Source organism: Tsukamurella serpentis, from assembly GCF_054780975.1.
Genome location: NZ_BAAGVH010000001.1, coordinates 32,442 through 57,918, shown reverse-complemented (window position 1 = coordinate 57,918; position 25,477 = coordinate 32,442). Strand labels below are relative to the sequence as shown.

Below are 25,477 nucleotides of genomic sequence, written 5' to 3'. Positions count from 1 at the left end.
GTAATCCGGATGCAAACAACCGGCGGGTATCAGCCCGTGAACAGGTCGTCGAGGTGTCGGTCGATCGCCGCGAGGGCGGCGTCGGGTGTGATCACCTCCAGTTCGATCAGGGGCGTCAGACCGGTCAGTGCCAGCACCCGGTCCGTCTCGGTCGACGGTGCACGGCCGGCTGCGAGGTGCCCGTCGGCGATCGCCCGGCGGATGAGTGCCTCGACCTGCGCGCGCCCGTGCCGCATTCCGTCCCGGGTGCGGGTGCGGACGGTGTCGTCGTGCAACGCCTCCAGGACGTAGGCGGCGTTCATCCGGCTCGTCGCCCGCGAGTCCGGGCGCAGCGGCAGCATCTCGATCAACGTCAGCCGAAGGACGTCGCGCGGATGCGGATCGGGGCCGAGGTCCGCCAGACCCCGCGCAATACGGTCCGCGGTCTGTTCGGCGGCGAAATCCATGGCGAAGCCGAGCATGTCCTGCCGAGAGGCGAAGTAGTGCTGCAGCTGGCCGTGCGACATTCCCGCCTCCTTCGCCACCTCGCGCACACTCAGGCGTTGCACCCCGGACGCATCGACCACCCGCCACAACGCGCGGGCGATCGCCTCCCGACGCTCGCGGTGGTCCACCTGCTTCGGCACACCGGCCCCTCTCAATCGTTCCAATACAGTTGAAATAATACACGTGACTGATAACGTCGTAGTGGTACCCGCAGGAGCGAAGGGGGCCGATATGCAGGAACGACCGACAGTCCGGACAGCGGAGGGCATCGTCGAGGGCACACGCGTGCGCGGCACGATGACCTTCTGCGGCATCCCCTACGCTCGGCCGCCGGTCGGCGAGTTGCGCTTCGCCGCGCCCGCGCCGGTCCCGCCGTGGGACGGGATCAGGTCCGCGACCGAGTTCGGTCCCCCGCCTCCCCAGTCCGGCCCGACGCGGGCGGAGGTGTCGGACGATCCGAATTGGCTCACTGTGAACGTGTGCACACCCGATACAGGTCGTTCCACACCGCCGGGCCCCGGCACATGCGCACCGCCGGGTCCCGGCACATGCGCACCGCCGGGCCCCGGCACATGCGCACCGCCGGGTCCCGGCGGATCCCTGCTCCCCGTGCTGGTGTGGATCTGCTGCGGCGGCTACATGGCGGGAACCGCGGCCGACCCGATGTTCGATCCCACCGCGCTCGCGACCGAAGGCCTCGTGGTCGTCAGTGTCCAATGCCGTATGGGAGCCGAGGGTTTCGCTCAGCTCGACGGTGCTCCCCCGAACCGGGGCCTGCTCGACCAGATCGCCGCGCTCGAATGGATCCAGCGGAACATCGCCGCGTTCGGCGGCGACCCCGACTCGGTCACCATCTCGGGTACATCGGGGGGCGCGGGATCGGTCGCCGCACTGCTGACGATCCCGCGGGCGCGTCCACTGTTCCGCCGGGCCATCACCCATTCCGTTCCGGGGCTGCACATCACGCCGGCGCTGGCGGAGGAGGTCACCGCCGCCCTCGCCGACCGTCTCGGCGTCGCACCCACCGCGGCCGGGTTCGCGCAGGTCGCTCCCCAGCGCCTCGCCGACGAGGTCACCGCGCTGTGCGTCGACGCTCCCACGTACCTGCAGCGATGGGGACGGATGGCTCACCTGGGGATCGTGGTGTGTCCCGTGATCGACGGCGATCTCCTGCGTGAGACCCCGTGGGAAGCGCTGGTATCGGGCCGCGCCGCGGGCGTCGACCTGCTCGCCGGGTACATGCGAGACGAGTTCCGGCTGTTCAGCGTGATGATGGGCGTGCGCGGCACGTTCACCGACGAGGACGCGGCGACGGCGGTGGAGGTCTTCGCGCCGGGGGACCCCGCCGAGTTCCGCGCGGCGTATCCGGATGCGACAGCGGAGGAGACGGTGGAGATCGCCTACTCCGATGCCACCTTCCGCATGCCGTCGGTGCTTCTAGCAGAGGCGAACGCCGACTCCGGTGGCACGTCGTACCTGTTCGAGATGCAGTGGTCCACCGAGGTGTATGGCGCCTGCCACAGCATCGACGTCCCGCTCGTCTTCGGAACTCTGAGCAGCCCGACCGGTGTGATGTTCTTCGGGACGAACCCGCCGGAGGAACTCCGCGACCTGTCCCGCGAACTACTGCGCGCGTGGGCGCGGTTCTGCCGCACCGGCGACCCTGGCTGGCGCCGCTTCGAACCGAACGACCTGAGCACCCGGATCCTGGACGCTCCGTCGACGACGGCGCCGTATCCGCGGGAGAACTCGCGCCGGCTGTGGCACGGCCGTCCGCCCGCACCGTTCGCGCCGGCCCGACCGACGCCTCACCCGAGCGGGGCCGTCGGCGCGAGGTTCAAGCGGTGACCGGTGCGGGCTCGGCCGATTCGTCGGCGTAGACATCGGTGCGCGGCGCGTTGTAGGCGTCCTCGTCGAGAATGCCCTCCTGCTTGGCCACGATCGTCGGGACCAGCGCCTGGCCGGTGACGTTGAGCGCGGTGCGACCCATGTCGACGATCGGCTCGACGGCGAGCAGGAGCCCCACTCCCGCCAGCGGCAGGCCCAGCGTCGACAGGGTCAGCGTCAGCATCACCGTCGCGCCGGTGGTACCGGCGGTGGCGGCCGAACCGACGACCGAGACGACCACGATCAGCAGGTAATCGGTGATCCCGAGCGGGAGGTGGAAGAACTGGGCCACGAAGATGGCCGCGATCGCGGGGTAGATCGCGGCGCAGCCGTCCATCTTGGTGGTCGCACCCAGCGGCACGGCGAACGAGGCGTACTCCCGCGGGACTCCCAGGTTCCGCTCGGTGACCCGCTCGGTGACCGGCAGGGTGCCGATCGAGCTACGGGAGACGAATCCCAGTTGCGCGGCCGGCCAGACACCGCTGTAGAACTGCTTGATCGACAGGCCGTGCAGCTTGATGATCAGCGGGTACACCACGAACCCGACGACGGCCAGGCCGATGTAGATCGCCCCGGTGAAGACCCCGAGTGAGCCGATCGCGTCCCAGCCGTAGGTCGCGACCGCCGTGCCGATCAGCGCGGCGGTACCGATCGGCGCGAGCCGGATGATCCACCACAGGACCTTCTGGATCACCGCCAGCAGTGAGGCGTTGAAGGCGATGAACGGCGCCGCCTTCTCCCCCACCTTCAGGGCCGCGATGCCGATCGCCGCGGCGATCACCAGCACCTGCAACACGTTGAAACTCAGCGAGACCGAACCGTCGGAGGACTTCGCCTGCAGGCCCAGGAAGTTCGCCGGGACCAGACCGGTCAGGAAGGCCCACCAGGATCCGGTGCTCGACGGCGCCTTGCCGTCCCCGGTGACGGTGGTGTGCGCGCCGGGCTGGAGCACCAGGCCGAGGATGATGCCGACGATCACCGCGATGAACGCGGTGATCGCGAACCACAGCAGAGTCTTACCGGCGAGCCGGGCGGCGTGGGTGACGTTGCGCAGGTTCGCTATCGACGCGATCACCGCGGTCACGATGAGCGGCACGACGGCCACGGTGAGCAGTTTGACGTAGCTGGAACCGATCGTCTTGAGCGTCCCGACCAGCCAGTTGACGTTGCCGTCGGCGGCGGGGGCCATGTTCCGCGCCAGGAGGCCCAGGACCACGCCGGCGATCAGGCCGAGCACGATCTGAAAGCCGAAGCCGGTCAGCAGCGGAGGGATTCGGGTGGACTTCTGCGCAGGGGTGGCGGCAGAGGACATAGTCGTGTCCTTAGGGTTTCGAGGCCCGGATGCGGGCGGATACGGGTGCGGTGAGGGACGGTCAGCGGCGACAGAGCGCGCTGGCCGTCTGGACCTGGTCGACGAACCGCCGACTCGTGAGGAGGCACTGCACGCAGGTGATGTTACGCCGGGCGGCACAGCCGCCCGTCCGCCGGTAGCGTGGGCCGTATGACCGGATCGGTGACTGCCAGCCCGCGTGCCTTTCCCGGTATCAGTAGCCGCGCCTGGGAACATCCCGCCGATCGGGCCGCGCTGGTGGCGCTGCGCAACCTCCGGGGTTTCGACACCGTCCTGAAGGCGATCTCGGCGTTACTGCGCGAGCGTCAACACCGCCTGCTGTTCCTGGCGTCCGGGGTGCGGGTGGACGACCGGCAGTTTCCGCAGCTCCACGCGATGCTCACCGACTGCGTGCGGGTGCTGGACGCACCGTCGACCCCGGAACTGTTCGTGATGCAGGATGCGTCCGTCAACGCCATGACCATCGGGATGGACCGTCCGTTCATCGTGGTCAGCACCGGACTGCTGGATCTGCTCGATGAATCGGAGCAGCGCTTCGTGCTCGGTCACGAGTTGGGGCACGCGCTGTCCGGGCACGCGGTGTACCGGACGATGCTCATGCACCTGTTGCGGTTGGCGGGCAGTTTCGGCTGGGTGCCGATCGGCGGCTGGGCGCTGCGCGCGATCGTCGCAGCGCTGATGGAGTGGCAGCGAAAGTCCGAGCTGTCCGGCGATCGCGCAGGTCTGCTGTGCGTGCAGGATCCCGATGTGGCCCTGCGGGTGCACATGAAGACGGCCGGCGGAACCCGTCTGGCCGAGATGGACTCCCAGCGATTCCTGGCTCAGGCTGCCGAGTACGAGCGCACCGGTGACCTGCGTGACGGCGTGCTCAAGCTGCTGAATCTGGAACTGCAATCGCACCCGTTCTCGGTGCTGCGCGCCGCCGACCTCGATCGTTGGGTCGAACGCGGTGAGTACGGCCGGATCGTCGGCGGTGAGTACCCGCAGCGTGCCGACGACGCCGAGACGAATCCCGCGGACGAGTTCAAGAACGCGGCCCGCGACTACAAGGAGGGGTTCGACGCCTCCGCCGATCCGCTGATCGCTTCGCTGCGTGACTTCGGTTCCACGGCGGTCAACACCGTCGGTCAAGGTGTCACCGACGTGGCGACCGGGGTGAGCCGCAAGATCGACCAGTGGCGGCGCAATTCGTCCCGCCGTCACGACGACTGACCCCGCAGGGCCCCTGTGGATGACGCGTTTCTCTCCACAGGCGCGCCACTGGGGCCCTGTTTCCGACGGTGCGGTGCGGCATCGTCGTCGGTATGCGTACCGCCACTCTCGCGCTCGTGGCCGCTCTGGCCCTGATCTGCGCTGCACTGCCGGCCTATGCCCTACCCGCCGCGCGGGCGGCGGCCGATTACGGCTGGCCGTTGCACCCCCGCCCGGACGTGGGAAGGGCGTTCGCGAACCCGGAGAAGCGGTGGCAACCCGGTCACCGCGGTGCCGATCTGATCGCGGCACCCGGTCAGGCGGTGTTCGCGGCCGGAGCCGGGCGGGTCAATCACGTCGGCCGGGTCGACGACCGCGTGGTGGTGTCGGTCCTGCACCCCAACGGACTGCTCACCACCTACGAGCCGATCGACGATCCCGCGGTCCGCGAGGGCGACGAGGTCGCGCTCGGGACCGCGCTCGGCCGGGTGGCCGCGGGACACGAGGGGTGCCCGGCGGCGGCTTGTCTGCACTGGGGTCTGCGCCGCGGCGCCGGTCGCGCGGCGCAGTACTTCGATCCGCTGCTTCTGGTGGGTGCGGCGCCCGTCCGCCTGCTGCCCGATTCCGGATCCGCACTGCCCGGCGCCGGCGTCGCGGGACCGAAGCTGGGCGAGCGCCGTCGCCGGATGCGACGATGGTCCGGTGACGGACGAGAACGAGCCGGAGTCGAACGCGGCGAGCGCGAAGGCCGAACGCCTCGAGGAGGCGCAGACCATCGCCTACCCGAGTGCCTCACCGCGGCAGCGGCGCAAACGCCCCGAGCACGATCCCACGGTGGTGGTGCTGTTCGGCGCGACGGGCGATCTGTCGCGCCGCAAACTCCTGTGCGGCCTGGGTTATCTGGCGGTCTCCGGACTGGGGCCGGATATGCGCGTCATCGGCACCAGCCTGGACGAGATGACCGACGAGCAGTTCCGCGAGTTCGCACGCACCTCGATCGCGGAGGTGGGGGCCCGCAAGCTGACCGATGCGCAGTGGCAGGAGTTCGCCCCGGACCTGTCGTACGTGAACATCTCGGCCGGTCCCGAGGCGCTGGCGAAGGCGGTCGCCAAGAAGGAGGCCGAACTCGGTGCGGGCGAGGGCCGCCGGGTGCGCCGCCTGATCTACCTCAGCGTTCCGCCGAAGGCCGCGGGTTCGGTGATCGAGACCGTGTCCCGGGCCGGCCTGACCGAGGGCTCGCGGGTGATCATGGAGAAGCCCTTCGGTGAGGATCTGGAGTCGGCGCTCGCGCTGAATGCGGAGGTGCACAAGACCTTCGAGGAGAAGCAGATCTTCCGGATCGACCACTTCCTGGGCAAGGAGGCGGCGCAGAACATCCTGGCGTTCCGATTCGCCAACGGCCTGTTCGAGCCGATCTGGAACCGCAACTTCATCGATCACGTGCAGATCGACGTGCCGGAGTCACTCGGGCTGGATGCTCGGGCCGCGTTCTACGAGCCGACCGGCGCCTACAAGGACATGGTGGTCACCCACCTGTTCCAGGTGATGGCGTTCGTGGCGATGGAACCGCCCACGGCGCTGGAGCCGCGGGCGATCTCCGAGGAGAAGAACAAGGTCTTCCGGTCGCTGGAACCGATCCGCCCCGACGATGTGGTGCGCGGGCAGTACATGGGCTACCGGCAGGAGAAGGGCGTCGATCCGGAGTCCGATACCGAGACGTTCATCGCGCTCAAGGCCCGGATCGACAACTGGCGCTGGGCGGGCGTGCCGTTCTACCTGCGCACCGGCAAGCGGATGGCACAGGGCATGCGGATCATCTCGATCGCCTTCAAGGAGGCGCCGAAATCGATGTTCCCGGCCGGCTCGGGAATCGGTCAGCAGGGACCGGACCACCTGACTTTCGAACTCGCGGACGAGTCCAAGGTGTCGTTGTCGTTCTACGGCAAGCGTCCGGGCCCGGGCATGCGGCTGGAGAAGCTGGCGATGCAGTTCTCCACCGAGGACACCGATCGCGCCAAGGATGCCCTGGAGGCCTACGAGCGGCTGATCCTGGACGCGATGCACGGTGACCACACCCTGTTCACCACCGCCGAGGGCATCGAATCGCTCTGGGAGCGGTCGATCCCGCTACTCGACGATCCGCCGCCGGTGAAGCTGTACCAGCCGGGCTCCTGGGGTCCGAACTCGATCCACCAGCTCATCGCGCCCAATGCATGGCGGCTGCCGTTCGAGCGGAGCTGGCAGGACTGACGGTTCGGCCGTCATCGTCGGCCGGCCGACGGTGGCGGATGCTCAGGCGCGGGGGTGGGCCTGCTCGTGCGCGGCCCGCAGCCGGGCGACGCTGACGTGCGTGTACAGCTGGGTGGTGGCCAGTGACGAGTGGCCGAGCAGTTCCTGCACCACCCGCAGATCGGCGCCACCGTCGAGCAGGTGGGTCGCCGCAGTGTGTCGCAGGCCGTGCGGCGCCACCTCGCGGCCACCCGGGACCGATCCGGTGACCTGGTGCACGACGCTGCGGGCCTGCCGCGGATCGAGGCGTCCCCCGCGGGCGCCGAGGAACAGTGCCCGTCCCGAGCGCTCACCGGCCAACTCGGGCCGGCCCTCGTCGAGCCAGCGCGCGAGGGCGCCGGCAGCGGGGGCGCCGAAGGGCACCGTCCGCTCCTTGTCGCCCTTGCCGATCACGGTCAGCACCCGCCGCGGGTGGTCGACCGAGCCGAGGTCGAGTCCGCACAACTCACTGACCCGGATCCCGGTGGCGTACAGCAGTTCCACCAGCGCCAGGTCGCGCAGTGCGATCGGGTCCCCCTCCGCGGCTCCGGAGGCGGCGTTGCGCAGCGCCTGATCGGCGTCGTCGGCGGAGAGGACCGCCGGCAGAGTGCGGCGCGCACGAGGCGCCTTCAACCGCACCCCGGGGTCGATTTCCAAGTGGCCTCGTCTGGCCGCCCAGGCGGTGTAAGTGCGCGCCGAGGACGCCTGCCGGGCCAGGGTGGTACGGGCAGCGCCGGCGCCCGCCCGTTCCCCCAGCCAGGCTCGCAGAGTCGCCAGATCGAGACGGTCCGCCGCGACGCCGCGCTGCTCGGCGAAGGCGAGCAGCGCCGTCAGATCGGCCAGATAGGCGCGCACGGTGTGCTCGCTGCGGCCGCGTTCGAGCCGCAGGTACCTCTCGTACTCCGCCGGGACCGTCATTCTCTCACGATAGGCCTGGATCGGGGCCGGCCCGCGATCGACGTGCCGGTCAGCGGTGTTGCAGGCGGCGGCTGAGCCAGTTCCCGAAGAACTGCGCGATCTGCACCACGATGATCAGCACCACGATCACCACCAGGGTCAACTGCCAGTTGTTCTGCTGGTAGCCGTACTGGCGTGCGAAGTCACCGAGACCGCCGCCGCCCACATAACCGGCCATGGCGGACATGTCCACCACGGCGACGAACATGAACGTGTAACCCAGGGTCAGCGGTGCCAACCCTTCGGGGATGACGACGGTGGCCAGGGTCCGCAGGCGGCTCGCGCCCATCGACCGCGCCGCCTCGACCACTCCGGGATCCACGGTGACCAGGTTCTGCTCCACCACGCGGCCGATCACGAAAGTCGCCATCACCGTCATCGCGAAGGCCGCGGCCTCGACTCCGATCCGGGTGCCGATGAAGATCTTGGTCAGCGGTGCGATCGCGGTGATGAAGATGATGAACGGGATCGGTCGGATGATGTTGACCAGCACGTTCAACACCGAGAACACGGCCCGGTTGCTGAGCAGGTTGCCGGGGCGGGTGGCGTACAGCAGTGTTCCGTACACCAGACCGAGCAGCCCGCCGACGATCATCGTGATCCCCACCAGCTGAACGGTCTCGCCGATCGCGTCCACGAAGACGTCCTCGGTGCCGGGCGGGAAGATCCCCTCCAGGAAACTCATCGCTGCACCTGCTGTCCGGTCTGCGGGTCTTTGACGTGGGCCAGGGCGCCGAGTTGGTCGATGGCCGCGGCGACCGCGGCCTCGTCGCCGGTCACCGAGTAGGTCAGGGAGCCGAACGGGCGCCCTCCGACCTCGGCGACACCGCCGTAGAGAACGCGGGCGCCCGCGCCGTGCGCCGCGAAGACCTCCGCGGCGTCGAGTGCGTCGGGCTCGTCGCGCACATCGACGGTGACGACGGTGCCCGGCCGCGCGGCGTGCAGGCGGGCCAGGGTCTTCGGGGCGACGTCGTCACCGACCGCGGCGTGCACCAGGGACTCCGTGGCCGGGGAGGTGGGCGCGGCGAAGACGTCGTAGACCGGTCCGAAGTCGACCAGCCGGCCGTGGTCCAGCACGGCGACGGTGTCGCAGATCCGGCGGATCACGTCCATCTCGTGGGTGATGACCACGATGGTGGTGCCGAAGTCGCGATTGACCCGCTGCAGTAGTTCCAGCACCTCGATGGTGGTGCCCGGGTCCAGAGCGCTGGTGGCCTCGTCGGCGAGCAGGATCTTCGGATTGCGGGCGAGAGCGCGGGCGATGCCCACGCGCTGGCTCTGCCCACCGGAGAGTTTGCTGGGGTATTGATCGGCCTTGTCGCCGATGCCGACGAAGTCGAGGAGCTCGGCGACCCGCTTGTGACGCTCGGCCTTGGGCATCCCGGACAGAGTCAGCGGGTACTCGACGTTCCCGGCGACGGTCCGCGAGTTCATCAGGTTGAACCGCTGGAAGATCATGCCGACCTGCGCGCGCAACTTCTGCAGGTCACGCTCCCCGAGTCCGCCCACCTCGGTGCCGAGCACCTTGACCTGGCCGGCGGTGGTCGATTCCAGACCGTTGATGGTGCGGATCAGTGTGGACTTGCCGGCGCCGGACTGCCCGATCACGCCGGTGATCGATCCCTCGTCGACGGTGAAGCTGACACCGTCGAGCGCGGTGGTCGTGCCGAAGTCCCGGGTGGCCTCGATGAACTCGATGGCCGCCCGGGTGTCGGTGGGACCGGTCACTTGCCGTGTGCCTTGACCTGATCCTGCAGCTTGACCGTGATCTGCTGCAGTTCGGCGGCGGGCTTGTCGATGAGGATGAAGGTGTCGCCCTTGTCCTTCTTCAGCGCCTCCACGACCTTCTGCTCCTTGTAGAGCTGCGCCAGCTTGAGGTACTTGGGGTTGTCCTTGTCGGCCTCACGGACGACGAAAGCGTTGATGTACGGCTCCGAGGCGGGGTTCGCCGGGTCGTCCTTGGCGATGATCAAGTCCTTGCCGAGCTTGGCGTTCTCAGCAGGGTCGTTGTTGACCACCGCACCGTCGACACTGTCCAGGCTCAGCGCGGTCTGGTTCGCGTCCACCGTCTTGACCGTCACCTTCGACGCCGCGGGGTCGATATCGGCAGGGGTGACGAACGGGTTCTGCGCCACCTTGAACTTGACCAGGCCGGCCGAGTACAGCACGAGCAGCGCGCGGGAGAGGTTCGTCGGGTCGTCCGGGACCACGATGGTGCCACCCTGCGGGATGTCGGCGGTCGACTTGTGCTTCTTCGAGTACAGCGGCAGCGGGTAGATCGCGGTCGCACCGATCGGCACCAGCTTGGTGTTGTTCTTCTGGTTGTAGTCGGCCAGGAAGAGCAGGTGCTGGTACTCGTTGATCTGCAGATCACCGTCGTTGAGGGCGGCGTTCGGCTGCTTGTAGTCGCTGAAGTTCTTCAGGTCCACGTCGATGCCCTGGTCCTTGGCCAGGCCCTTGTAGACCTGCCAGAACTGCTGGGCGCCATCGGTCACCCCGATGGAGACGGTGTCGCTGCTCGAGTTCGAGCCGCAGGCCGCCAGGCCCGAGGCGAGGGCGACGGGTACCACCAGGGCGAGCGCGATTCGCTTCATCTTCACGGCTGTGTTCTCCAAGTCGAGGCCACCGGGGATCTCCCAGTCGGATGAACGATACCCACCTGCGGGTACGTCCGCTCCCGCCAGCCCGGTTCGCCGGATTCGCCCGCCGGACTGACCAGGCCGGACGAGGCGGTCCGCATTTCACACCGCACTGAGCGAAACCGCGCGTAGGTTTGCGAGTGAGGGTTTCATGTGAGAGCCCGCGCCGGCGGGATCGACCGAGGAGGCACGACCATGGCAACCGCAGCCGTCACCGTCCGGTTCACCGGCACCGCCGAGCGGATCGGTGATCGCACCGTTCTGCGGCTCCCCGAGCAGGCCAGCGGTGAGCTCCCGTCCCGCGGTCAGGTCGCCGCGACCGGCTCGGCCGACGGCGCTCGGTTCCGCACGGTGGTCGAGCCCGACGGTCGCCGGGGGCACTGGCTCGACCTCGACGGCATCGTCGACACCGCCGAGTTCGGTCCCGGGGACTCGGTGCGGATCGAACTCACCCCGACCAAGGACTGGCCCGAGCCGGTGCTTCCCGACGATCTGGCCGCAGCGCTGGCGGACGCCCCGGACACCGCGGATTCCTGGTCGGACATCACCCCGATGGCGCGTTGGGAGTGGGTGCGGTGGGTCGGGGCCACTCGCAGTCCGGCGACCCGGGCCAAGCGAGTGCAGGTGACGATCTCGAAGCTGCGGGACGGCAAGCGCCGGCCCTGCTGCTTCGACCTGTCCTCGTGCACCGATCCGGAATTGGCGCGCAGCGGCAAGCTGATCGAATAGCGGGTTCACCGCGGCTCACCGCCGAGGCGCCACAGCGCGCCGTCGCGGTGCACCAGTCCGCGCAACTCCAGCACGGCGAGTTGCGCCATCACCGCACGTGCCGGGAGTCCGGCGCTCACCGCGATCTCCGAGACCGACAGCGCGGACGTGGCGGGAAGCGCCTCATGAACCTGTAACGCGGCGCTGTCGAGCCCGTCGGTGGGACGGGCCGGGACCTCCCGTTCGGGGGCGGTCTCGCCGATCCGGCCGACCTCCTCGATCACCTCACTGGCACGGGAGACCAGCCGGGCACCGTCGCGGATCAGCTCGTGGCAGGTGACCGAGGTGGCCACGGTGATCGGTCCGGGTACCGCGCACACCGGCACCTGCCGCCGCTTCGCCCAGGTGGCGGTGTTCCTGGTGCCGGAGCGGAAGCCTGCCTCCACCACCACGACTCCCCCGGTCGAGGTGCCCACCACCCGGTTGCGGCTGAGGAACCGGTGCTTCGCGGGAACGGTGCCCGGCGGATACTCCGAGACCAGGGCGCCGGTCTCGCCGATCCACCGGAACAGGCCCGCGTGCCCGGCCGGGTACGGCCGGTCCAGGCCGCCGGCGAGGAAGGCCACCGTCGAGCCGCCCGCTCCGAGCGCTGCCCGGTGTGCGCACCCGTCGATGCCGTAGGCGCCACCGGAGACCACGGTGAAGCCCTCGGCGCACAGGTCACCGGTGAACTCGTCGGTGACCCGCTCGCCGTAGCTCGACGGTGCCCGCGTCCCCACCAGTGCGACCGCCCGGTCCAGGAGGTCGTCGAGGCGTCCGCCGCCGATCACCCACAGCGCGATCGGCCGCAGTTCCCGCACCTCGTCCTCGTGGCCGGCCGGTTCCGCGGGGGTGCGCCGGGCCATCGGCTGGAACCGGTAGGCGGGCCATTCGTCGTCGTCCGGTGTCACCAGCCGCCCGCCCAGGTGCGCCATGTGGTCGAGGTCGCTGTCGGAGCGGTCGGTGGCCGCGCGGGCCGCAGTCGAATCGGCCACCGCTTCGAAGCCGTCCGGGAACTCGCCGCTGCGCACCATCCGGGCAGCAGCCCGCGGACCGACGTCCTCGATCAGCGTGAACAGCAGGCCGCAGGGCGGTTCGGCCACGCGGCTCAGGTAGGCCCAGGCACGCCTGGTGTCGTCGGTCATGTGAACCCCTTGTCCCGGAACTGCAGTGCCTGGACCACCTGGTCGTAGCCCGGCCGGTCCAGCCCGAGCAGGTCTGCGACGGTCCACGCCACCCGCAGGCAGCGATCCGCGCCGCGGGCGGTGATCCGTCCCGTCCGCAGGTACACCTCCAACGGCTGCAACGCCTTCGCCGAGAGCCGGAAACGGGTGCGCAGCACGACCCCGGGTACCTCCGAGTTGGTGATCCAGCCCTGTTCGGCCCAGCGCTGCGCAGCGGTCTCCCGCGCCACCCGCACCCGCTCGCGGACCACGTCACTGGTCTCCTCCGAGGTCTGGCCCGCGTGCAGGGCACCCGTGGTCGGCGGTTCCATCCGCACCCACAGGTCGACCCGATCGAGCAGCGGCCCGGACAGCCGGCCCAGATAGCGACGCCGCACCGTCGCCGAACAGGTGCAGTCACTATCGCGGGCGGGCGCGCACGGGCACGGATTCGCGGCCATCACCAGTAGGAACCGCGACGGGTACTTCACCACCCCGTCACGCCGCGCCAGCCGGATCTGTCCCTCCTCGAGCGGCGTGCGCAGCGCCTCCAGCGATCGCGGTCCCATCTCGGCGCATTCGTCGAGGAAGAGCACCCCGCGGTGGGCCAACGAGACCGCGCCGGGACGGGCGAGCCCGCTGCCGCCGCCGACCAGGGCACTGACCGAGGAGGTCTGGTGCGGCGCCACGAACGGCGGAATCGTGATCAGGGGCCGGTCCGCCCGCAGGTTCCCGGCGATCGAGTGGATCGCGCTGACCTCCAGGGCCTCGCGGCGTCCGAGCGGCGGCAGAATCCCCGGGAGCCGGGAGGCGAGCATCGTCTTCCCGATCCCGGGCGGTCCGCTCATCATGACGTGGTGGGCACCCGCGGCGGCCACCTCCAGCGCGAGTTTCGCCTCGGGCTGGCCCACCACGTCGGCGAGGTCCGCGATCGACGGATCGGCCGGTTCAGCCTGGAGCGGGCCGGGTTCGGCGAGCACCCCCTCGCCGGCGAGCCAGGTCACCACATCCGCCAGGTGCGCGGCACCGAGCACCTCGATCCCGTCCACCAGGCCGGCCTCGCCGAGGTTGCCCAGCGGGACCACCGCCCGTGGGAATCCGGCCTCCTTCGCCGCCAGTACCGCCGAGAGCACACCGCGCACCGGCCGGACCCTGCCGTCGAGGGCCAGTTCCCCGAGTAGGACGGTGCCCTCGGCCCGGGAGTTCGGCACCCGCTCGGCGGCGAGCAGGATGGCGATCGCCAACGGCAGGTCGTACACCGAGCCGACCTTCGGCAGTGTCGCCGGCGAGAGCGCGACCGTGACGCGGGTGTCCGGGAACTTCACCCCGATGTTGACGATCGCCGCGCGGATCCGGTCGCGGGATTCCTTCAGGGCGGTATCGGGTAGCCCCACCAGGTGCACCGCGGGTAGTCCTGCGCCGATGCAGCCCTCGATCTCGACCACGGCTCCGTCGACACCGGTGATCGCGACCGAATGCACCCTGCTCAGCGTGGACATCACGCCACCCCGGCCCGGTACTCCAGGGTGACCGGGCCGCCGGGTGGGGTGAACACCGCGGCCACGTCGATCCGGACCTGCGCGAACGAGCTCTCCCGTTCGGCCAGCCAGCGGGAGGTCAGTGCCCGCAGTTGCGCGACCTTACGCGGGGTGACCGCGTCGAATCCGGTGCCGTACGCGGTCCCCGACCTGGTCTTGACCTCGACGACGGCGATCACCCCGTCCGGCGAGCGGGCGATCACGTCCAGTTCCCCGCGCAGTCCCCCGCCGCTGTAGCGCCAGTTGCGGTCGAGCACCGTCCAGCCACGGCCGGTCAGGTAGTCGCTGACCACGTCCTCCCCGGCTCGTCCCATCTCGTTGTTCCCCATGCGGCCGATCCTGCACCCGGGAACACCACAGGCACCGCCCGGAGAGCGGTGCCTGTGGAGAGAACAAGTTATGTACGCAAATTGTGGATGGACGCCCCTTCCGGGGTGCCGTTCTACTCGGGAAGCCGCAGGTCGGGCTTGTCGAGCTCCTCGATGTTGACGTCTTTGAACGTGACCACACGGGCCTGCTTGAGGAAGCGCGCCGGCCGATACATGTCCCACACCCAGGCGTCGGTCATCCGCACCTCGAAGTACACCTCGCCGTCGGCGTTACGGGGGATCAGATCGACCCCGTTGGCCAGGTAGAACCGGCGCTCGGTCTCCACCACGTAGGTGAACTGGCTCAGCACGTCCTTGTACTCGCGGTACATGGACAGCTCCATCGCGGTCTCGTACTTCTCGAGATCCTCTGCGCTCACATCGCCCTCCTCACCTCGGTGTCGTAACCTTTCCAGATTACCGCGCCACCGCGGCTGGAGTCCCGGTCGACGCGGCCAGTGCGGCCCGCACGTTCTGATACCGCATCCGGTGCTGGCCACTGGGTCCCAGTTCGGTCAATGCGGCCATGTGCGCCGCCGTCGAATAGCCCTTGTGCACGGCGAACCCGTAGCCCGGGAAGTCGGCGTCGAGCTCGGCCATCACCCGGTCGCGAGTCACCTTGGCCAGCACACTCGCCGCGGCGATGCACGACGCTGAGCCGTCGCCACCGATCACCGGCAGCGAGGGCACCGCCAGTCCGGGCACGGTGAAACCGTCGATCAGCACGTAACCGGGGCGGGCCTGCAGCCCTGCGACCGCGCGCCGCATGCCGGTGATGTTGGCCACGTGCAGGCCGATCCGGTCCACCTCGGGCGCCGGGATGGAGACCACCGACCAGCTCACCGCGTGATGGAGGATCTTCGGATAGAGCTGCTCACGAAGGTTCTCGGTGAGCTTCTTCGAATCGTCGAGCCGCGCCAGGGCCTGCGGTAGGCGGGTAGGGAGGATGCACGCGGCGATCGTCATCGGACCGGCGCAGGCGCCGCGTCCGGCCTCGTCGATCCCGGCGACCGGTCCGAGTCCGGCCCGCCCGAGCACCGTCTCCAGTGTGCTCAGCGCCTGTTTCCTCGATGCCCGCACCACCGGCCGCGGCGGCCATCGGTCGCGCATGCGGAACTCAGCCCTGCTGCGGGTTGATCGAGTCGACGCCCTGCCACCGGCTGAACGGGAAGATGACCGCGGCGACCTTGCCACGGATGTCGGCCCTGGGGATGGTGCCCTGCAGTTCGTCCTCGACGTGGTACCGGGAATCCGCCGAGGCCATGCGGTTGTCGCCCATCACGAAGACGTTCCCCTCGGGGACGGTGATCGGCCCGAAGGGCTTGCCCCAGCAGGAATCCTGATCCTTGGCGAACGCCTTGGCGTTCTCGGCCAGGTACGGTTCGACGAGCTTCTTGCCGTTGACGGTCACACCGCTCTCGGGCCGGCACCCGATCGTCTGGCCGCCGACCGCGACGACTCGCTTGACCAGGTCGTTCTCGTTGGGCGGCTGCAGGCCGACGTACGACAGCGCCTCCTGGATCCCGCGGATGACGGTGTTGTCGGAGCGGATCTTCTGCACCGGCTCGGTCCCCCAGGACGCAGTCGGCCCCTTGAAGACGATCACATCGCCCGGCTTCGGGTCACCGGTGAAGTAGCTGATCTTCTGGGTGACGATCCGGTCGCCGGTGCAGCCTGCGCAGCCGACCAGCGTCGGCTCCATCGATTCCGACGGGACGTACCACTGGCGGCCGACGAAGGTCTGAAGGCAGAAGCTCAACACCAGCGCTACCAGCAGGATCGCACCGACCTCCAGCGGCCAGTTGGTCTTCTTGCCCTTCTTCGGCCGGTCGGCGGTCTCTGCGACGGCCTCCTCGCCGGACGCGGATGCGTGCCCGGGCTCGGGCGCGGAATGGCGGCCGCCGCTGCGGCGAGGGGAGTTCTTCTGCTCGGGCACGAGTACACATTACCGAGCCGGTGGCGCCGACAGCCCCGGCATGCACGGCGGGAGGACGGCCCCGCCGGGACGGGCGGTGCGACGAGATTCACATCCGCAGCACAGGCGCAGCCGGAAGGACCGACGATACTGAGCGGGTGAATTCGTGCCGCCACCCGTTCGGCTCAACGATCGTCGGCGGCACCGCGATCGATCGACGACGTCTGCTCACCGTGATCACGGCGGGTGCGGCCACCGCCCTGGCCGGGTGTTCCCGCCCGTCCACGGAAAGCGCCGGGCCCGCACCGGCGGCCCCGTCGGCCTCCGCTCCGGCCAAGCTGTTCGGAGCACCCCCGACGGGAACGATCCGCCCCCGGATCCAGCCGGGGCCGATCACCCGGCTTCCCGGCGCCGGCGAGAACCTCGCCCTGACCGTCGACGACGGCGCCAGCCCCGACGTCGTGGGTGCGTACGTCCGGTTCGCCGAGCAGACCGGCGCGCGACTGACCTTCTTCGTCACCGGGAGCTTCCCGGCGTGGACCATCCATCGGCAGGCGCTCGGCCGCCTGGTGGAGTCCGGGCAGGTCCAACTGGGTAATCACACCTGGACGCATCCGGCGCTGACCCGGCTCGGGCCACGAGCGATCGCGCACGAGCTGCAGCAGACCAAGGACTTCCTGCTCCAGAACTTCGGTGTCGACGGGACGCCCTACTACCGGCCACCGTTCGGCTATCACAGTGCGGCCGTCGACGCGGTCGCCGCGGATCTGGGATACACCGTCCCGACGCTCTGGTACGGCTCGCTGTCGGACTCCGGGTTGATCACCGAGCAGTACCTCCTCGAATGCGCGCAGAAGTACTTCACCGCGCAGGCGATTGTGATCGGCCACGCGAATCACCCGCCGGTGACCCGCGTGTTCCCGCAGCTGACGGAGATCATCCGCGCGCGGAGGCTTCAGTTGGTCACGCTCGACGACGTGCTCACCGGGCCACCCTCGGTGCGCTGACGTTCCCCGGCGGGTACGGAACAGCCCGCCCACCGAACGGTGGACGGGCTGATCGGATCAGGTCCGTGGCGCGGACCGAGAAGTCAGCGCTTCTCCTTGATCTTGGCGGCCTTGCCGCGCAGGTCGCGCAGGTAGTACAGCTTGGCGCGACGCACGTCACCACGGGTGAGCACATCGATCTTGGCGATGTTCGGGGAGTGCACCGGGAAGGTGCGCTCCACACCCACACCGAAGGACACCTTGCGCACCGTGAAGGTCTCGCGGATCCCGCCACCCTGGCGGCGGATCACGACGCCCTTGAACACCTGGACGCGCTCCTTGCTGCCCTCGATGACCTTGACGTGCACGTCAAGGGTGTCGCCGGGGCGGAAGTCGGGCACATCGCTGCGCAGGGACTGCTGGTCAATGAAGTCGAGCGTGTTCATCGCTGGATCACCGTTTCTTGCTTCTTCTTCGCGAGCAGAGGACCCTGGCGGCCCGTCACGGCTACTGCCGCGGGGGTTCGACCGGTTCGTACTCCTGGCTTGCCGGCCGCTCCGCAGCCGGATACACCCGGGTGACGCGCAGCCCGGGCAACCTGTTGATTGTGCCAGATCGGCGGCGGTTCGGGGAAATCGTGAGACCGCGGACCATCGAACGCGGCCGCCGGGGCGGCGCCGGAGCGGGGACGACGGTGCGGTCGAGCTCCTTCTCGGTGTCCTCCCGCAGCTGCGGCAGCAGGTCGGGACGGCCCGCCATCAGGTCCTGCACCGCGATCTTCGCCCGGATCAGCGGCCGCCGTAGGCGGCGCTCCCGGCGCAGCGCCCGCGCCATCCGGCGGGACTTCTGGTCGTAGCGCCAGCGAGCCCAGGGAGCGCCCGGCCGTGACAGCCGGATCGCCCCGACCACCAGCAGCGGGAAGAAGAACAGCCCGATCAGCCCGGTCCAGATCTTGCCCTTGAGCAGCACGATCGCAGCGGTCCCCAGACTGAGGACGGCCAAGCCGATCTGCACCGCACGCTCGGGCGAGCCCTGGAACCCGACACCGTCGACCAGGTCCAGGGGCCGCAGACCGAGCAACAGCAGTCCGGTGACGGCGATCGCCACGAAGACCGCGTCGACCGAGGCCCGGCCCTCCTCCTGCCAGTACACGTCCCGCAGGTACAGGATCAGCGCGAACTCGTCCAGGATCAACGCGGCACCGAGCCCGAACACCCCGGACAGCACCGCCGCGGTGGTCTGGGTGGCGGTGTCGAAGTTCGCGATCAGCCCGACCGCAGCGCCCAGGCACAGCACCACTCCGAACACCATGTGGTGCACGTGTAGCCCACCGGGCGCCAGGTTGCCGAACCACCAGCGCACCTTGGCACGGATCAGCCGCACACTGATCCGGATGCAGACGAAACCCACGATCAGTCCCGCGAAGAAGGCGAACAGCGGCAGCCGTCCCGCCTCCACGATGTCTCGCGCGAACCAAGTGGACATGTCTCCAACCTAGTGCGCCGCCGCGGCCGATGGGACCGGCGATCCCGGACGGTGCCGGCCGCTGCGCCGGGCGGGCCCGGACGGATCCGATAAGGGCTACTTCCCGAAACCTGCCTTGCGCAGAGCATCCGCCATCGAGCCCGACGGTGCCGCCTGCCCGGCCCGGTTCCCGGGGTTGTTGCCACGCTGCCCCCCGCCGCGTTCGCCGGAGCCGCGCTGGCCGACACTGCGCCGGCCGGGACCGGACGTGCCGCCCTGCCCCCCGCCGCGCCGGCCGCCCCGCTCGGCGGAGGCGTCGTCGTTCAGTCGCAGCGACAGACCGATCCGCTGGCGGTCGACGTCGACGTCCACCACCTTGACCTTGACCACCTGGCCGGACTTGACCACCTCGTGCGGATCGGAGACGTAACGGTCCGACATCGCCGAGACGTGCACCAGTCCGTCCTGGTGCACACCCACGTCCACGAACGCACCGAACGCGGCGACATTGGTCACCACTCCCTCGAGCACCATTCCGGGCCGCAAGTCGGAGACCTTCTCCACCCCGGCGGCGAAGGTGGCGGTCGCGAACGCCGGACGGGGGTCGCGCCCCGGCTTCTCCAACTCGGCCAGGATGTCGGTCACCGTCGGGACACCGAACCGCGCGTCGGCGAGCTCCGCGGCGATCTCCGACGGACGCAGCTTCGACAACGCTGGAGAATTACCGATCAGTTCGGCGAGGGCGAGTCCGGACCGATCCAGGATGGCGCGGACCACGGGGTACGCCTCGGGGTGCACACCGGAAGCGTCCAGCGGATCGTCGCCGCCGCGGATCCGCAGGAAGCCCGCGCACTGCTCGAAGGCCTTGGGCCCGAGGCGCGGCACGTCCAGCAGGCCCTTGCGGCTGCGGAAGGCGCCGGACCTGTCCCGGTGCGTGACGATCGCAGCGGCCAACGATTCCGACACCCCGGAGACCCGGGCCAGCAGGGGCGCCGACGCGGTGTTGAGGTCGACACCGACGGCGTTCACCGCGTCCTCGACCACCGCGTCGAGGCTCTTGGCGAGGCTGGCCTGGGAGACGTCGTGCTGGTACTGGCCGACGCCGATCGACTTCGGGTCGATCTTCACCAGCTCGGCGAGCGGGTCCTGCAGCCGGCGTGCGATGGACACCGCGCCGCGCAGCGAGACGTCCATATCGGGCAACTCCTGGCTGGCGTACTCCGAAGCGGAGTAGATCGACGCCCCCGCTTCGCTGACCACGGCCTTCGCCGGTACCTTCGCGCCGGCCTTGCGGATCTCGGCGAGCAGTTCGGTGGTCAGCGCGTCGGTCTCCCGGGAGGCGGTGCCGTTACCGATCGCGACCAGCTCCACGTCATGGCGTGCGATGAGCGCGGCCAGCAGAGCCTTCGACTTGTCCCACTGGTTCTGCGGCTGGTGCGGGTAGATGATCAGCGTGTCCAGGACCTTGCCGGTGCCGTCGACCACGGCGGTCTTGACCCCGTTGCGGAAGCCCGGGTCCAGCCCGAGCGTGGGCCGGGTCCCGGCCGGCGCCGCGAGCAGCAGATCCTTGAGGTTGGTGGCGAAGACGTTCACCGCGTCGTCCTCGGCGCGCTGACGCAGCCGGGTCCGCGCGTCGACGGTGGCCGAGACCATCAGCTTGGTGCGCCAGGCCCACCGCACGACGGTGCCGAGCCACTTGTCGGCCGCGCGGCCCTCGTTACGAACTCCCAGCGTGGCGGCGACCAGCGCCTCGAACGAGTCGTCCTGGCCGGCGTCGAAGTTCAGCGAGAGCACCTCCTCCTTCTCGCCACGCAGCACCGCCAGCACGCGGTGGCTGGGCATCTGGGCGAGCGGCTCGGAGAACTCGAGGTAGTCGCGGAACTTCTGCGCCTTCTGCGGATCGGCGCCTTCCCGCACACCGGTCCGCAGGGTCGCGTCGGTCCAGAACCTCTCCCGCACCGTCCCCACCAGCTCGGCGTCCTCGGCGGCCCGCTCGACCAGGATGTGCCTGGCCCCTTCGAGTGCGGCCGCGGTGTCGGCGACGTTCTCGCTGAGGAACTCACCGGCGACGGTCTCGGGCACCAGGGTCGGGTCGCCGAGCAGCCGCACGGCCAGCGGCGTCAGCCCGTTCTCCCGCGCGATCTGCGCCTTGGTGCGCCGCTTGACCTTGTACGGCAGGTAGATGTCCTCCACCCGGGCCTTGGTCTCGGCGGCGTTGAGCGCGGCGCGGAGCTGGTCGGTCAGCTTGCCCTGCTCGTCGATGGCGGCGATCACCGCGGTCCGCCGCTCGTCGAGTTCCCGCAGATAGCCGAGGCGTTCCTCCAGGGCACGCAGTTGGGCGTCGTCGAGGCTGCCGGTGACCTCCTTGCGGTACCGGGCGATGAACGGCACCGTCGCCCCCTCGTCCAGCAGCGCCACGGTGGCGGCCACCTGGTTCTCCCCCACGCCCAGTTCCTGGGCGATGCGGGCGGATACGGACTTGATCGGCGAGCTCGAATTCACCCGGCCACCCTACCGGCGCCCACCGACGAGTTCGGCGATCACCGGTTCCGCGGCGCCGCACACCATGACCGCCTCGTAGGCGATGTCGGCCAGGCCCTGGCCGCCGTCGCGGACCAGGAAGTGCAATGCCGACATCGCCCGCGCCGCCTGGAAGGTGAGGATGTAGCCGGTGTGGTCACCGTCGGCCCGGCAGGTGTGCGCGGCCCGGTCCAGCTCGTCCACCGCGGTCGCCAGCCGGTGTGCGCTGCTGCGCCGGGAGCCGGGAGCGCGGCGCTCGTCGAGCAGGACCGCTCCGGCGTCGTCCAGACGCGGATCCGAGGCCCGGTCCAGGGCACCGGCGACGACGGTGACGGCGGCGGCGTGCCGGCGGTCCGGCGCGACGGCCGCGACCGCGTCGGTCAACTCCGGCAGGCTAGTCGAGCGGTGCATCGCCGGTGTCCCCCGATCCGTCCCAGGCGTCGGTGGTCCAGCTCGGAGCGAAGCCGCACGCACGCAGGTGCTCGCACACATCCGCAGGTGGCTCGACGCCGCCCACCACCGGTCCCGGTGCGAAGCCGTGGGCGGCGCAGAAGGTGGCGATGGACAGTTCCGGCCAGGCCTCGTTGCCGGCCGTGAGTTCCCCGTCGCGCAGCTCCACGCCGGGCCGCAGGTATCCGTCGAGTTCGGTGGTGCCGATCAATCGCCACGGCCGCCCGGCGTCGTCGGTCACGGCGGCGATCGCCATCGACACCCAGCCGCGGGCGGGACCGGTGACGGCCGAACACAGTTCCCGCAGGCGCAGTTCCAGATCGGCCGGTGCCGGTGCACCGACTTGGTATCGGACGGCGTGATGTGCACCGTCGCCGCCGATCGCGCGTCCGAGCATGCCCATCGGCGTCATCCCTGCGAGTCCGGCGCCGTGCGCGGCGGCGAGGTCGGCGGAGCGGCCCTGCGCCTGCTGCGCGGCGTCCTCGGCCTCCGCGCGGCCGCGTTGTTCGGCGAGGTCGGCGCCGGCCTCCGCGGCGGGGTCGCCGGGCGGGCGGGCCGCCCGCGCATCCAGCCGCGCGAGCGCGGTGCGGGCTGCGATGCCCGTCATCGCCTGCCGGGTATCGGCCACCAACTGCGCGTACGCGGTGTGCAGATCGGTTCGGGCGGTGTCGAGTTCGGCGGCGCGGATCAGCAGGTCCGAGGGGCCCGGCAGTCCCAGGCCGGCAGCCAGGGCGCGAGCTCGGGTGTGCGCGGCGAGGTACTGCTCGGCAGTGCCGGTCCGCTCCCGGGGTTCCTGCGGCCAGAAGTCGTGGTTCACGACGCCGCCTCGATGGCGCGAGCACCGTCGGAGTCCGCCCGGACCGTCGAGCGCGCCTGCCCACGGATCCGCATCGCGAGGCGCTCGAGCTCTCCGACCGCCTCCCGATGCAGTTCCCGAGCGATCCGGTCCGATTCGACGGGGACCGTACCGAGCGCCGCCGCGTAGCGATCGTCCGGGAACGCAAGCGCATTCACCGGTGGCAGGTCCGCGGCCAGCCGCTCCAGCCCGCGCGCCGTCCGCTCCCAGGAATCGGGGTCCACCTCGAAGCTCACGCCGACTCCCGGGCGATCCCGGCGCGGCGGCGGTAGTGATCCTCCAGCGAGGACGCCGCCCGTCCGGCGAGTTCGGTGATCAGCGGGCCGAGCCGCTGCGGTGAGTGCGCGCGGACCGCCGACGGTGTCAGTTCCACACCGACGACGTGCCCCCGCACGTCGACGGTGACCGCGACACTCCGGTCGGCTGAACGTGCGGTGACCCGTGCAGCCGCGAACTCCTCGTCCAAGCGGGCCAGTTCGGCCTCACGCAGGTGCACCGCGGCGAGCAACTCTGCGGCGGCGGTGCCGTCGAGACGGTCCATGATTCCCCCGAATCCGCGGACGCCCCCACGTCCGCTGGATTCATCATGGCGCCGAACCCCGTCCGGCGCGGCGGAACGGGTGGATCAGCCGGACCGGTCCGATGGCAGCAGATCCGGCCGGCGTTCGGCGGTGCGGCTGCGGGACTGCTCCGCGCGCCACTGCGCGACCTTGGCGTGATCGCCGGAGAGCAGGACCGGCGGCACCGTCAGGTCCCGCCACACCTCGGGCCTGGTGTACGACGGCCCCTCCAACAGACCATCGAGGCCCTCGGAGAACGAGTCGTCGTGGTGCGAACGCTGATTGCCGAGCACGCCGGGGATGAGCCGGGCGAAGGCCTCCACCATGACCAGGGTCGCCACCTCTCCCCCGATCAGCACGTAGTCGCCGATGGAGACCTCCACCACCCGCACCCGGCGGGCGGCGTCGTCGAAGACCCGCTGGTCGATGCCCTCGTACCGACCGCAGGCGAAAACGATGTGCTCCTCGCCCGACCAGTCCTGCGCCATGGCCTGGGTGAACGGCACACCGGCGGGTGTGGGCACCACCAGCAGGGCGCCGTCGGGACACACCTGGTCGAGCGCGGGACCCCACACGGTGGGTTTCATCACCATGCCGGGACCGCCGCCGTAGGGCGAGTCGTCGACGGCCTTGTGCACGTCGTGGGTCCAGTTCCGCAGGTCGTGGACACCGATCTGGAGCAGGCCCTTGTCGACGGCCTTCCCCAGTAGCGCCTGCTGCAGCGGCGCGAGGTACTCGGGGAAGATGGTCACCACGTCGATGCGCATGTCATCCCTATTCCGGGTCGAGCAGACCCTCGGGCGGGTCGACGGTGATCAGTCCCGCGGCCCGGTCGATCTCGGGCACGATCGCGGTGACGAACGGGATCAGGATCTCGCGTCCGTCCGGCGCCTTCACCGACAGCAGCTCACCGCCGGGCGGGTGCAGGACTTCTGAGACGGTGCCCACCTCGGCGCCGTCGACGGTGCGTACCGCCAGGCCCTCGAGCTCGTGGTCGTAGAACTCGTCGGGATCGTCGCTCGGTTCGATGTCGGCGGAATCGACCACGAACAGCACCCCGCGCAGCGCGTCGGCGGCGGTGCGGTCGTCGATGCCCTTCAGACGCACCAGCAGCCTCCCGGAATGCTCCCGGGAGGCTGCCACGGTGTACGTCTGAATGTTGGTATCGCGGGGGCGCCGACCGCTGAGGTCGGTGCCGTCCGCGAAACGCAGCTCGGGTGAGTCGGTACGCACTTCCACGACGATCTCGCCGCGGATGCCGTGCGACTTGGCGACCCGCCCGATCACGAGTTCCATCTGGTCAGCGAACTCGATCGGTGTCGACGACGTCGATCCGGATGCCCTTGCCACCGATGCCGGTGACCAGGGTGCGCAGGGCGGTGGCGGTGCGGCCGCTGCGGCCGATCACCTTGCCCAGATCATCCGGGTTCACGTGGACCTCGATCACCCGGCCGCGACGGCCCGTGATCAGGTCCACGCGGACGTCGTCGGGGTTCGACACGATGCCGCGCACCAGGTGCTCGACGGCATCAGCGACGACGGCGCTCATTTACTCGCCCTCGGCCGGAGCCTCGGCGGGGGCCTGCGCGGCCTCGGCCGGAGCCTCAGCAGCCTCGTCGGCCTTCTTCTCCGCCTTCTTCTTCGGGGTGGTGGCGGCAGCAGCCGGCTCGTTCTCGGCGGCGGCCAACGCGGCGTTGAACAGGTCCAGCTTGGACGGCTTCTCGGGAGCCTTCTTCAGGGTGCCCTCAGCGCCCGGCAGGCCCTTGAACTTCTGCCAGTCACCGGTGATCTTCAGCAGAGCCAGAACCGGCTCGGTCGGCTGCGCGCCGACGCCCAGCCAGTACTGCGCCCGCTCCGAGTCGATCTCGATGAGCGAGGGCTCCTCCTTCGGGTGGTACTTGCCGATCGACTCGATCGCACGGCCGTTGCGGCGGGTGCGAGAGTCGGCGATGACGACCCGGTACTGGGGGTTGCGGATCTTGCCGAGCCGCGTGAGCTTGATCTTGACAGCCAAGGTGGCGTCTCCTCGTAATGTGTAGTCACTGTGCAATTCAGCGATGCGCCTGGATGGTCGCACCCGGTTTTGCCGTCTTCATGCGTGACCGCCGGGCGGTATCTCAGCCGCTGCCGG

At 69.9% G+C, this 25,477-nt stretch carries 28 protein-coding genes and 1 pseudogene; 6 read left to right on the top strand and 23 right to left on the bottom strand.

Going from position 1 to position 25,477, the window contains the following annotated elements; translation table 11 throughout:
- Positions 1–29: 29 nt before the first annotated feature.
- Positions 30–626 carry a TetR/AcrR family transcriptional regulator gene (locus ACYVHG_RS00285; RefSeq protein ID WP_461165432.1) on the bottom strand — a complete coding sequence of 199 codons (597 nt, stop codon included), beginning with the start codon at positions 624–626 and terminating at the stop codon, positions 30–32.
- 91 nt (positions 627–717) lie between these two features.
- Here ACYVHG_RS00285 and ACYVHG_RS00280 point away from each other — a divergent pair, with 91 nt between their 5' ends.
- Entirely contained in the window at positions 718–2,334 is a 1,617-nt protein-coding gene (locus tag ACYVHG_RS00280; RefSeq protein ID WP_461165431.1) for a carboxylesterase/lipase family protein, read from the top strand.
- Here the strand turns inward: ACYVHG_RS00280 and ACYVHG_RS00275 are convergent.
- Positions 2,324–3,685 carry a dicarboxylate/amino acid:cation symporter gene (locus ACYVHG_RS00275; RefSeq protein ID WP_461165430.1) on the bottom strand — a complete coding sequence of 454 codons (1,362 nt, stop codon included), beginning with the start codon at positions 3,683–3,685 and terminating at the stop codon, positions 2,324–2,326. The genes ACYVHG_RS00280 and ACYVHG_RS00275 overlap by 11 nt on opposite strands.
- A gap of 189 nt (positions 3,686–3,874) precedes the next feature.
- Between ACYVHG_RS00275 and ACYVHG_RS00270 the strand changes: the two genes are divergently transcribed.
- From ACYVHG_RS00270 to zwf, 3 genes and pseudogenes are all read left to right on the top strand, one after another.
- Complete coding sequence (locus tag ACYVHG_RS00270) at positions 3,875–4,936, top strand: M48 family metallopeptidase (RefSeq protein WP_461165429.1); 1,062 nt, start codon at positions 3,875–3,877, stop codon at positions 4,934–4,936.
- A 92-nt stretch (positions 4,937–5,028) separates the two neighbouring features.
- Positions 5,029–5,406: pseudogene (locus ACYVHG_RS00265) on the top strand (M23 family metallopeptidase); the annotation flags it as partial.
- A gap of 211 nt (positions 5,407–5,617) precedes the next feature.
- Entirely contained in the window at positions 5,618–7,165 is a 1,548-nt protein-coding gene (zwf, locus tag ACYVHG_RS00260; RefSeq protein WP_461165428.1) for a glucose-6-phosphate dehydrogenase, read from the top strand.
- A gap of 42 nt (positions 7,166–7,207) precedes the next feature.
- Here zwf and ACYVHG_RS00255 read toward each other — a convergent pair whose 3' ends face one another.
- Genes ACYVHG_RS00255 through ACYVHG_RS00240 form a run of 4 tightly spaced genes read right to left on the bottom strand, consistent with a single transcriptional unit; the run spans position 7,208 to position 10,734 of the window.
- Entirely contained in the window at positions 7,208–8,101 is an 894-nt protein-coding gene (locus tag ACYVHG_RS00255; protein WP_461165427.1) for a tyrosine recombinase XerC, read from the bottom strand.
- 49 nt (positions 8,102–8,150) lie between these two features.
- Entirely contained in the window at positions 8,151–8,825 is a 675-nt protein-coding gene (locus ACYVHG_RS00250; RefSeq protein WP_461165426.1) for a methionine ABC transporter permease, read from the bottom strand.
- Entirely contained in the window at positions 8,822–9,868 is a 1,047-nt protein-coding gene (locus ACYVHG_RS00245; RefSeq protein ID WP_461165425.1) for a methionine ABC transporter ATP-binding protein, read from the bottom strand. Before ACYVHG_RS00245 ends, ACYVHG_RS00250 begins: the two co-directional genes overlap by 4 nt.
- Entirely contained in the window at positions 9,865–10,734 is an 870-nt protein-coding gene (locus ACYVHG_RS00240) for a MetQ/NlpA family ABC transporter substrate-binding protein (protein ID WP_461165832.1), read from the bottom strand. The genes ACYVHG_RS00245 and ACYVHG_RS00240 overlap by 4 nt, the downstream gene beginning before the upstream one ends.
- Before the next feature lie 240 nt (positions 10,735–10,974).
- Between ACYVHG_RS00240 and ACYVHG_RS00235 the strand changes: the two genes are divergently transcribed.
- Positions 10,975–11,508, top strand: coding sequence for a YdeI/OmpD-associated family protein (locus ACYVHG_RS00235; protein ID WP_461165424.1), 534 nt, complete (start codon positions 10,975–10,977; stop codon positions 11,506–11,508).
- A gap of 5 nt (positions 11,509–11,513) precedes the next feature.
- Here the strand turns inward: ACYVHG_RS00235 and dprA are convergent, their stop codons facing one another.
- The 6 genes from dprA to lepB form a co-directional block, all read right to left on the bottom strand.
- Entirely contained in the window at positions 11,514–12,671 is a 1,158-nt protein-coding gene (dprA, locus tag ACYVHG_RS00230) for a DNA-processing protein DprA (protein WP_461165423.1), read from the bottom strand.
- Positions 12,668–14,188 carry a YifB family Mg chelatase-like AAA ATPase gene (locus ACYVHG_RS00225; RefSeq protein WP_461165422.1) on the bottom strand — a complete coding sequence of 507 codons (1,521 nt, stop codon included), beginning with the start codon at positions 14,186–14,188 and terminating at the stop codon, positions 12,668–12,670. Before ACYVHG_RS00225 ends, dprA begins: the two co-directional genes overlap by 4 nt.
- Entirely contained in the window at positions 14,188–14,556 is a 369-nt protein-coding gene (locus tag ACYVHG_RS00220; RefSeq protein WP_461165421.1) for a YraN family protein, read from the bottom strand. Before ACYVHG_RS00220 ends, ACYVHG_RS00225 begins: the two co-directional genes overlap by 1 nt.
- 113 nt (positions 14,557–14,669) lie before the next feature.
- Positions 14,670–14,975 carry a DUF2469 domain-containing protein gene (locus ACYVHG_RS00215; RefSeq protein ID WP_461165420.1) on the bottom strand — a complete coding sequence of 102 codons (306 nt, stop codon included), beginning with the start codon at positions 14,973–14,975 and terminating at the stop codon, positions 14,670–14,672.
- A gap of 37 nt (positions 14,976–15,012) precedes the next feature.
- Positions 15,013–15,705 (bottom strand): ribonuclease HII, encoded by a 693-nt coding sequence (locus tag ACYVHG_RS00210; RefSeq protein WP_461165419.1) that lies wholly within the window; start codon positions 15,703–15,705, stop codon positions 15,013–15,015.
- A gap of 7 nt (positions 15,706–15,712) precedes the next feature.
- The gene (gene lepB, locus ACYVHG_RS00205) at positions 15,713–16,531 is read right to left on the bottom strand and encodes a signal peptidase I (RefSeq protein ID WP_461165418.1); all 819 of its coding nucleotides are present in this window, start codon (positions 16,529–16,531) and stop codon (positions 15,713–15,715) included.
- Positions 16,532–16,719: 188 nt separating this feature from the next.
- Here lepB and ACYVHG_RS00200 point away from each other — a divergent pair, with 188 nt between their 5' ends.
- A complete protein-coding gene (locus tag ACYVHG_RS00200) occupies positions 16,720–17,517 on the top strand; it encodes a polysaccharide deacetylase family protein (RefSeq protein ID WP_461165831.1) in 798 nt (265 codons plus the stop codon).
- A gap of 83 nt (positions 17,518–17,600) precedes the next feature.
- On the opposite strand, the gene rplS is transcribed toward ACYVHG_RS00200, so the two are convergent.
- From rplS to rpsP, 11 genes are all read right to left on the bottom strand, one after another.
- Positions 17,601–17,942, bottom strand: a complete 342-nt coding sequence (gene rplS / locus ACYVHG_RS00195; RefSeq protein WP_013126282.1) for a 50S ribosomal protein L19 — start codon at positions 17,940–17,942, stop codon at positions 17,601–17,603.
- Positions 17,943–18,003: 61 nt separating this feature from the next.
- Entirely contained in the window at positions 18,004–18,981 is a 978-nt protein-coding gene (locus ACYVHG_RS00190; RefSeq protein WP_461165417.1) for a hypothetical protein, read from the bottom strand.
- Between the two features lie 96 nt (positions 18,982–19,077).
- Positions 19,078–21,462: a Tex family protein gene (locus ACYVHG_RS00185; protein ID WP_461165416.1), complete on the bottom strand. Its 2,385-nt coding sequence runs from the start codon at positions 21,460–21,462 to the stop codon at positions 19,078–19,080.
- A 9-nt stretch (positions 21,463–21,471) separates the two neighbouring features.
- Positions 21,472–21,864, bottom strand: a complete 393-nt coding sequence (locus tag ACYVHG_RS00180) for a hypothetical protein (RefSeq protein ID WP_461165415.1) — start codon at positions 21,862–21,864, stop codon at positions 21,472–21,474.
- 10 nt (positions 21,865–21,874) lie between these two features.
- Positions 21,875–22,747 (bottom strand): hypothetical protein, encoded by an 873-nt coding sequence (locus ACYVHG_RS00175; protein WP_461165414.1) that lies wholly within the window; start codon positions 22,745–22,747, stop codon positions 21,875–21,877.
- On the bottom strand, positions 22,744–23,022 hold the full coding sequence (locus ACYVHG_RS00170; RefSeq protein WP_461165413.1) for a hypothetical protein: 279 nt from the start codon (positions 23,020–23,022) through the stop codon (positions 22,744–22,746). Before ACYVHG_RS00170 ends, ACYVHG_RS00175 begins: the two co-directional genes overlap by 4 nt.
- Positions 23,019–23,327 (bottom strand): YbaB/EbfC family nucleoid-associated protein, encoded by a 309-nt coding sequence (locus ACYVHG_RS00165; RefSeq protein ID WP_461165412.1) that lies wholly within the window; start codon positions 23,325–23,327, stop codon positions 23,019–23,021. The genes ACYVHG_RS00170 and ACYVHG_RS00165 overlap by 4 nt, the downstream gene beginning before the upstream one ends.
- Before the next feature lie 84 nt (positions 23,328–23,411).
- The gene (trmD, locus tag ACYVHG_RS00160; RefSeq protein ID WP_461165411.1) at positions 23,412–24,113 is read right to left on the bottom strand and encodes a tRNA (guanosine(37)-N1)-methyltransferase TrmD; all 702 of its coding nucleotides are present in this window, start codon (positions 24,111–24,113) and stop codon (positions 23,412–23,414) included.
- 7 nt (positions 24,114–24,120) lie between these two features.
- Positions 24,121–24,642: a ribosome maturation factor RimM gene (rimM, locus tag ACYVHG_RS00155; RefSeq protein ID WP_461165410.1), complete on the bottom strand. Its 522-nt coding sequence runs from the start codon at positions 24,640–24,642 to the stop codon at positions 24,121–24,123.
- A 4-nt stretch (positions 24,643–24,646) separates the two neighbouring features.
- Positions 24,647–24,895 (bottom strand): RNA-binding protein, encoded by a 249-nt coding sequence (locus tag ACYVHG_RS00150; protein ID WP_013126270.1) that lies wholly within the window; start codon positions 24,893–24,895, stop codon positions 24,647–24,649.
- A complete protein-coding gene (gene rpsP, locus ACYVHG_RS00145) occupies positions 24,896–25,360 on the bottom strand; it encodes a 30S ribosomal protein S16 (RefSeq protein ID WP_461165409.1) in 465 nt (154 codons plus the stop codon).
- Positions 25,361–25,477: the final 117 nt, after the last annotated feature.

Excerpts from the sequence above, each read along its gene's own strand:
- ACYVHG_RS00280 (WP_461165431.1), top strand. The coding sequence starts at position 718 with ATGCAGGAACGACCGACAGTCCGGACAGCGGAGGGCATCGTCGAGGGC.
- ACYVHG_RS00275 (WP_461165430.1), bottom strand. The coding sequence starts at position 3,685 with ATGTCCTCTGCCGCCACCCCTGCGCAGAAGTCCACCCGAATCCCTCCG.
- ACYVHG_RS00270 (WP_461165429.1), top strand. The coding sequence starts at position 3,875 with ATGACCGGATCGGTGACTGCCAGCCCGCGTGCCTTTCCCGGTATCAGT.
- ACYVHG_RS00255 (WP_461165427.1), bottom strand. The coding sequence starts at position 8,101 with ATGACGGTCCCGGCGGAGTACGAGAGGTACCTGCGGCTCGAACGCGGC.
- ACYVHG_RS00250 (WP_461165426.1), bottom strand. The coding sequence starts at position 8,825 with ATGAGTTTCCTGGAGGGGATCTTCCCGCCCGGCACCGAGGACGTCTTC.
- ACYVHG_RS00240 (WP_461165832.1), bottom strand. The coding sequence starts at position 10,734 with ATGAAGCGAATCGCGCTCGCCCTGGTGGTACCCGTCGCCCTCGCCTCG.
- ACYVHG_RS00235 (WP_461165424.1), top strand. The coding sequence starts at position 10,975 with ATGGCAACCGCAGCCGTCACCGTCCGGTTCACCGGCACCGCCGAGCGG.
- dprA (WP_461165423.1), bottom strand. The coding sequence starts at position 12,671 with ATGACCGACGACACCAGGCGTGCCTGGGCCTACCTGAGCCGCGTGGCC.
- ACYVHG_RS00225 (WP_461165422.1), bottom strand. The coding sequence starts at position 14,188 with ATGTCCACGCTGAGCAGGGTGCATTCGGTCGCGATCACCGGTGTCGAC.
- ACYVHG_RS00220 (WP_461165421.1), bottom strand. The coding sequence starts at position 14,556 with ATGGGGAACAACGAGATGGGACGAGCCGGGGAGGACGTGGTCAGCGAC.
- ACYVHG_RS00210 (WP_461165419.1), bottom strand. The coding sequence starts at position 15,705 with ATGCGCGACCGATGGCCGCCGCGGCCGGTGGTGCGGGCATCGAGGAAA.
- rplS (WP_013126282.1), bottom strand. The coding sequence starts at position 17,942 with ATGAACACGCTCGACTTCATTGACCAGCAGTCCCTGCGCAGCGATGTG.
- ACYVHG_RS00190 (WP_461165417.1), bottom strand. The coding sequence starts at position 18,981 with ATGTCCACTTGGTTCGCGCGAGACATCGTGGAGGCGGGACGGCTGCCG.
- ACYVHG_RS00165 (WP_461165412.1), bottom strand. The coding sequence starts at position 23,327 with ATGGACCGTCTCGACGGCACCGCCGCCGCAGAGTTGCTCGCCGCGGTG.
- trmD (WP_461165411.1), bottom strand. The coding sequence starts at position 24,113 with ATGCGCATCGACGTGGTGACCATCTTCCCCGAGTACCTCGCGCCGCTG.
- rimM (WP_461165410.1), bottom strand. The coding sequence starts at position 24,642 with ATGGAACTCGTGATCGGGCGGGTCGCCAAGTCGCACGGCATCCGCGGC.
- ACYVHG_RS00150 (WP_013126270.1), bottom strand. The coding sequence starts at position 24,895 with ATGAGCGCCGTCGTCGCTGATGCCGTCGAGCACCTGGTGCGCGGCATC.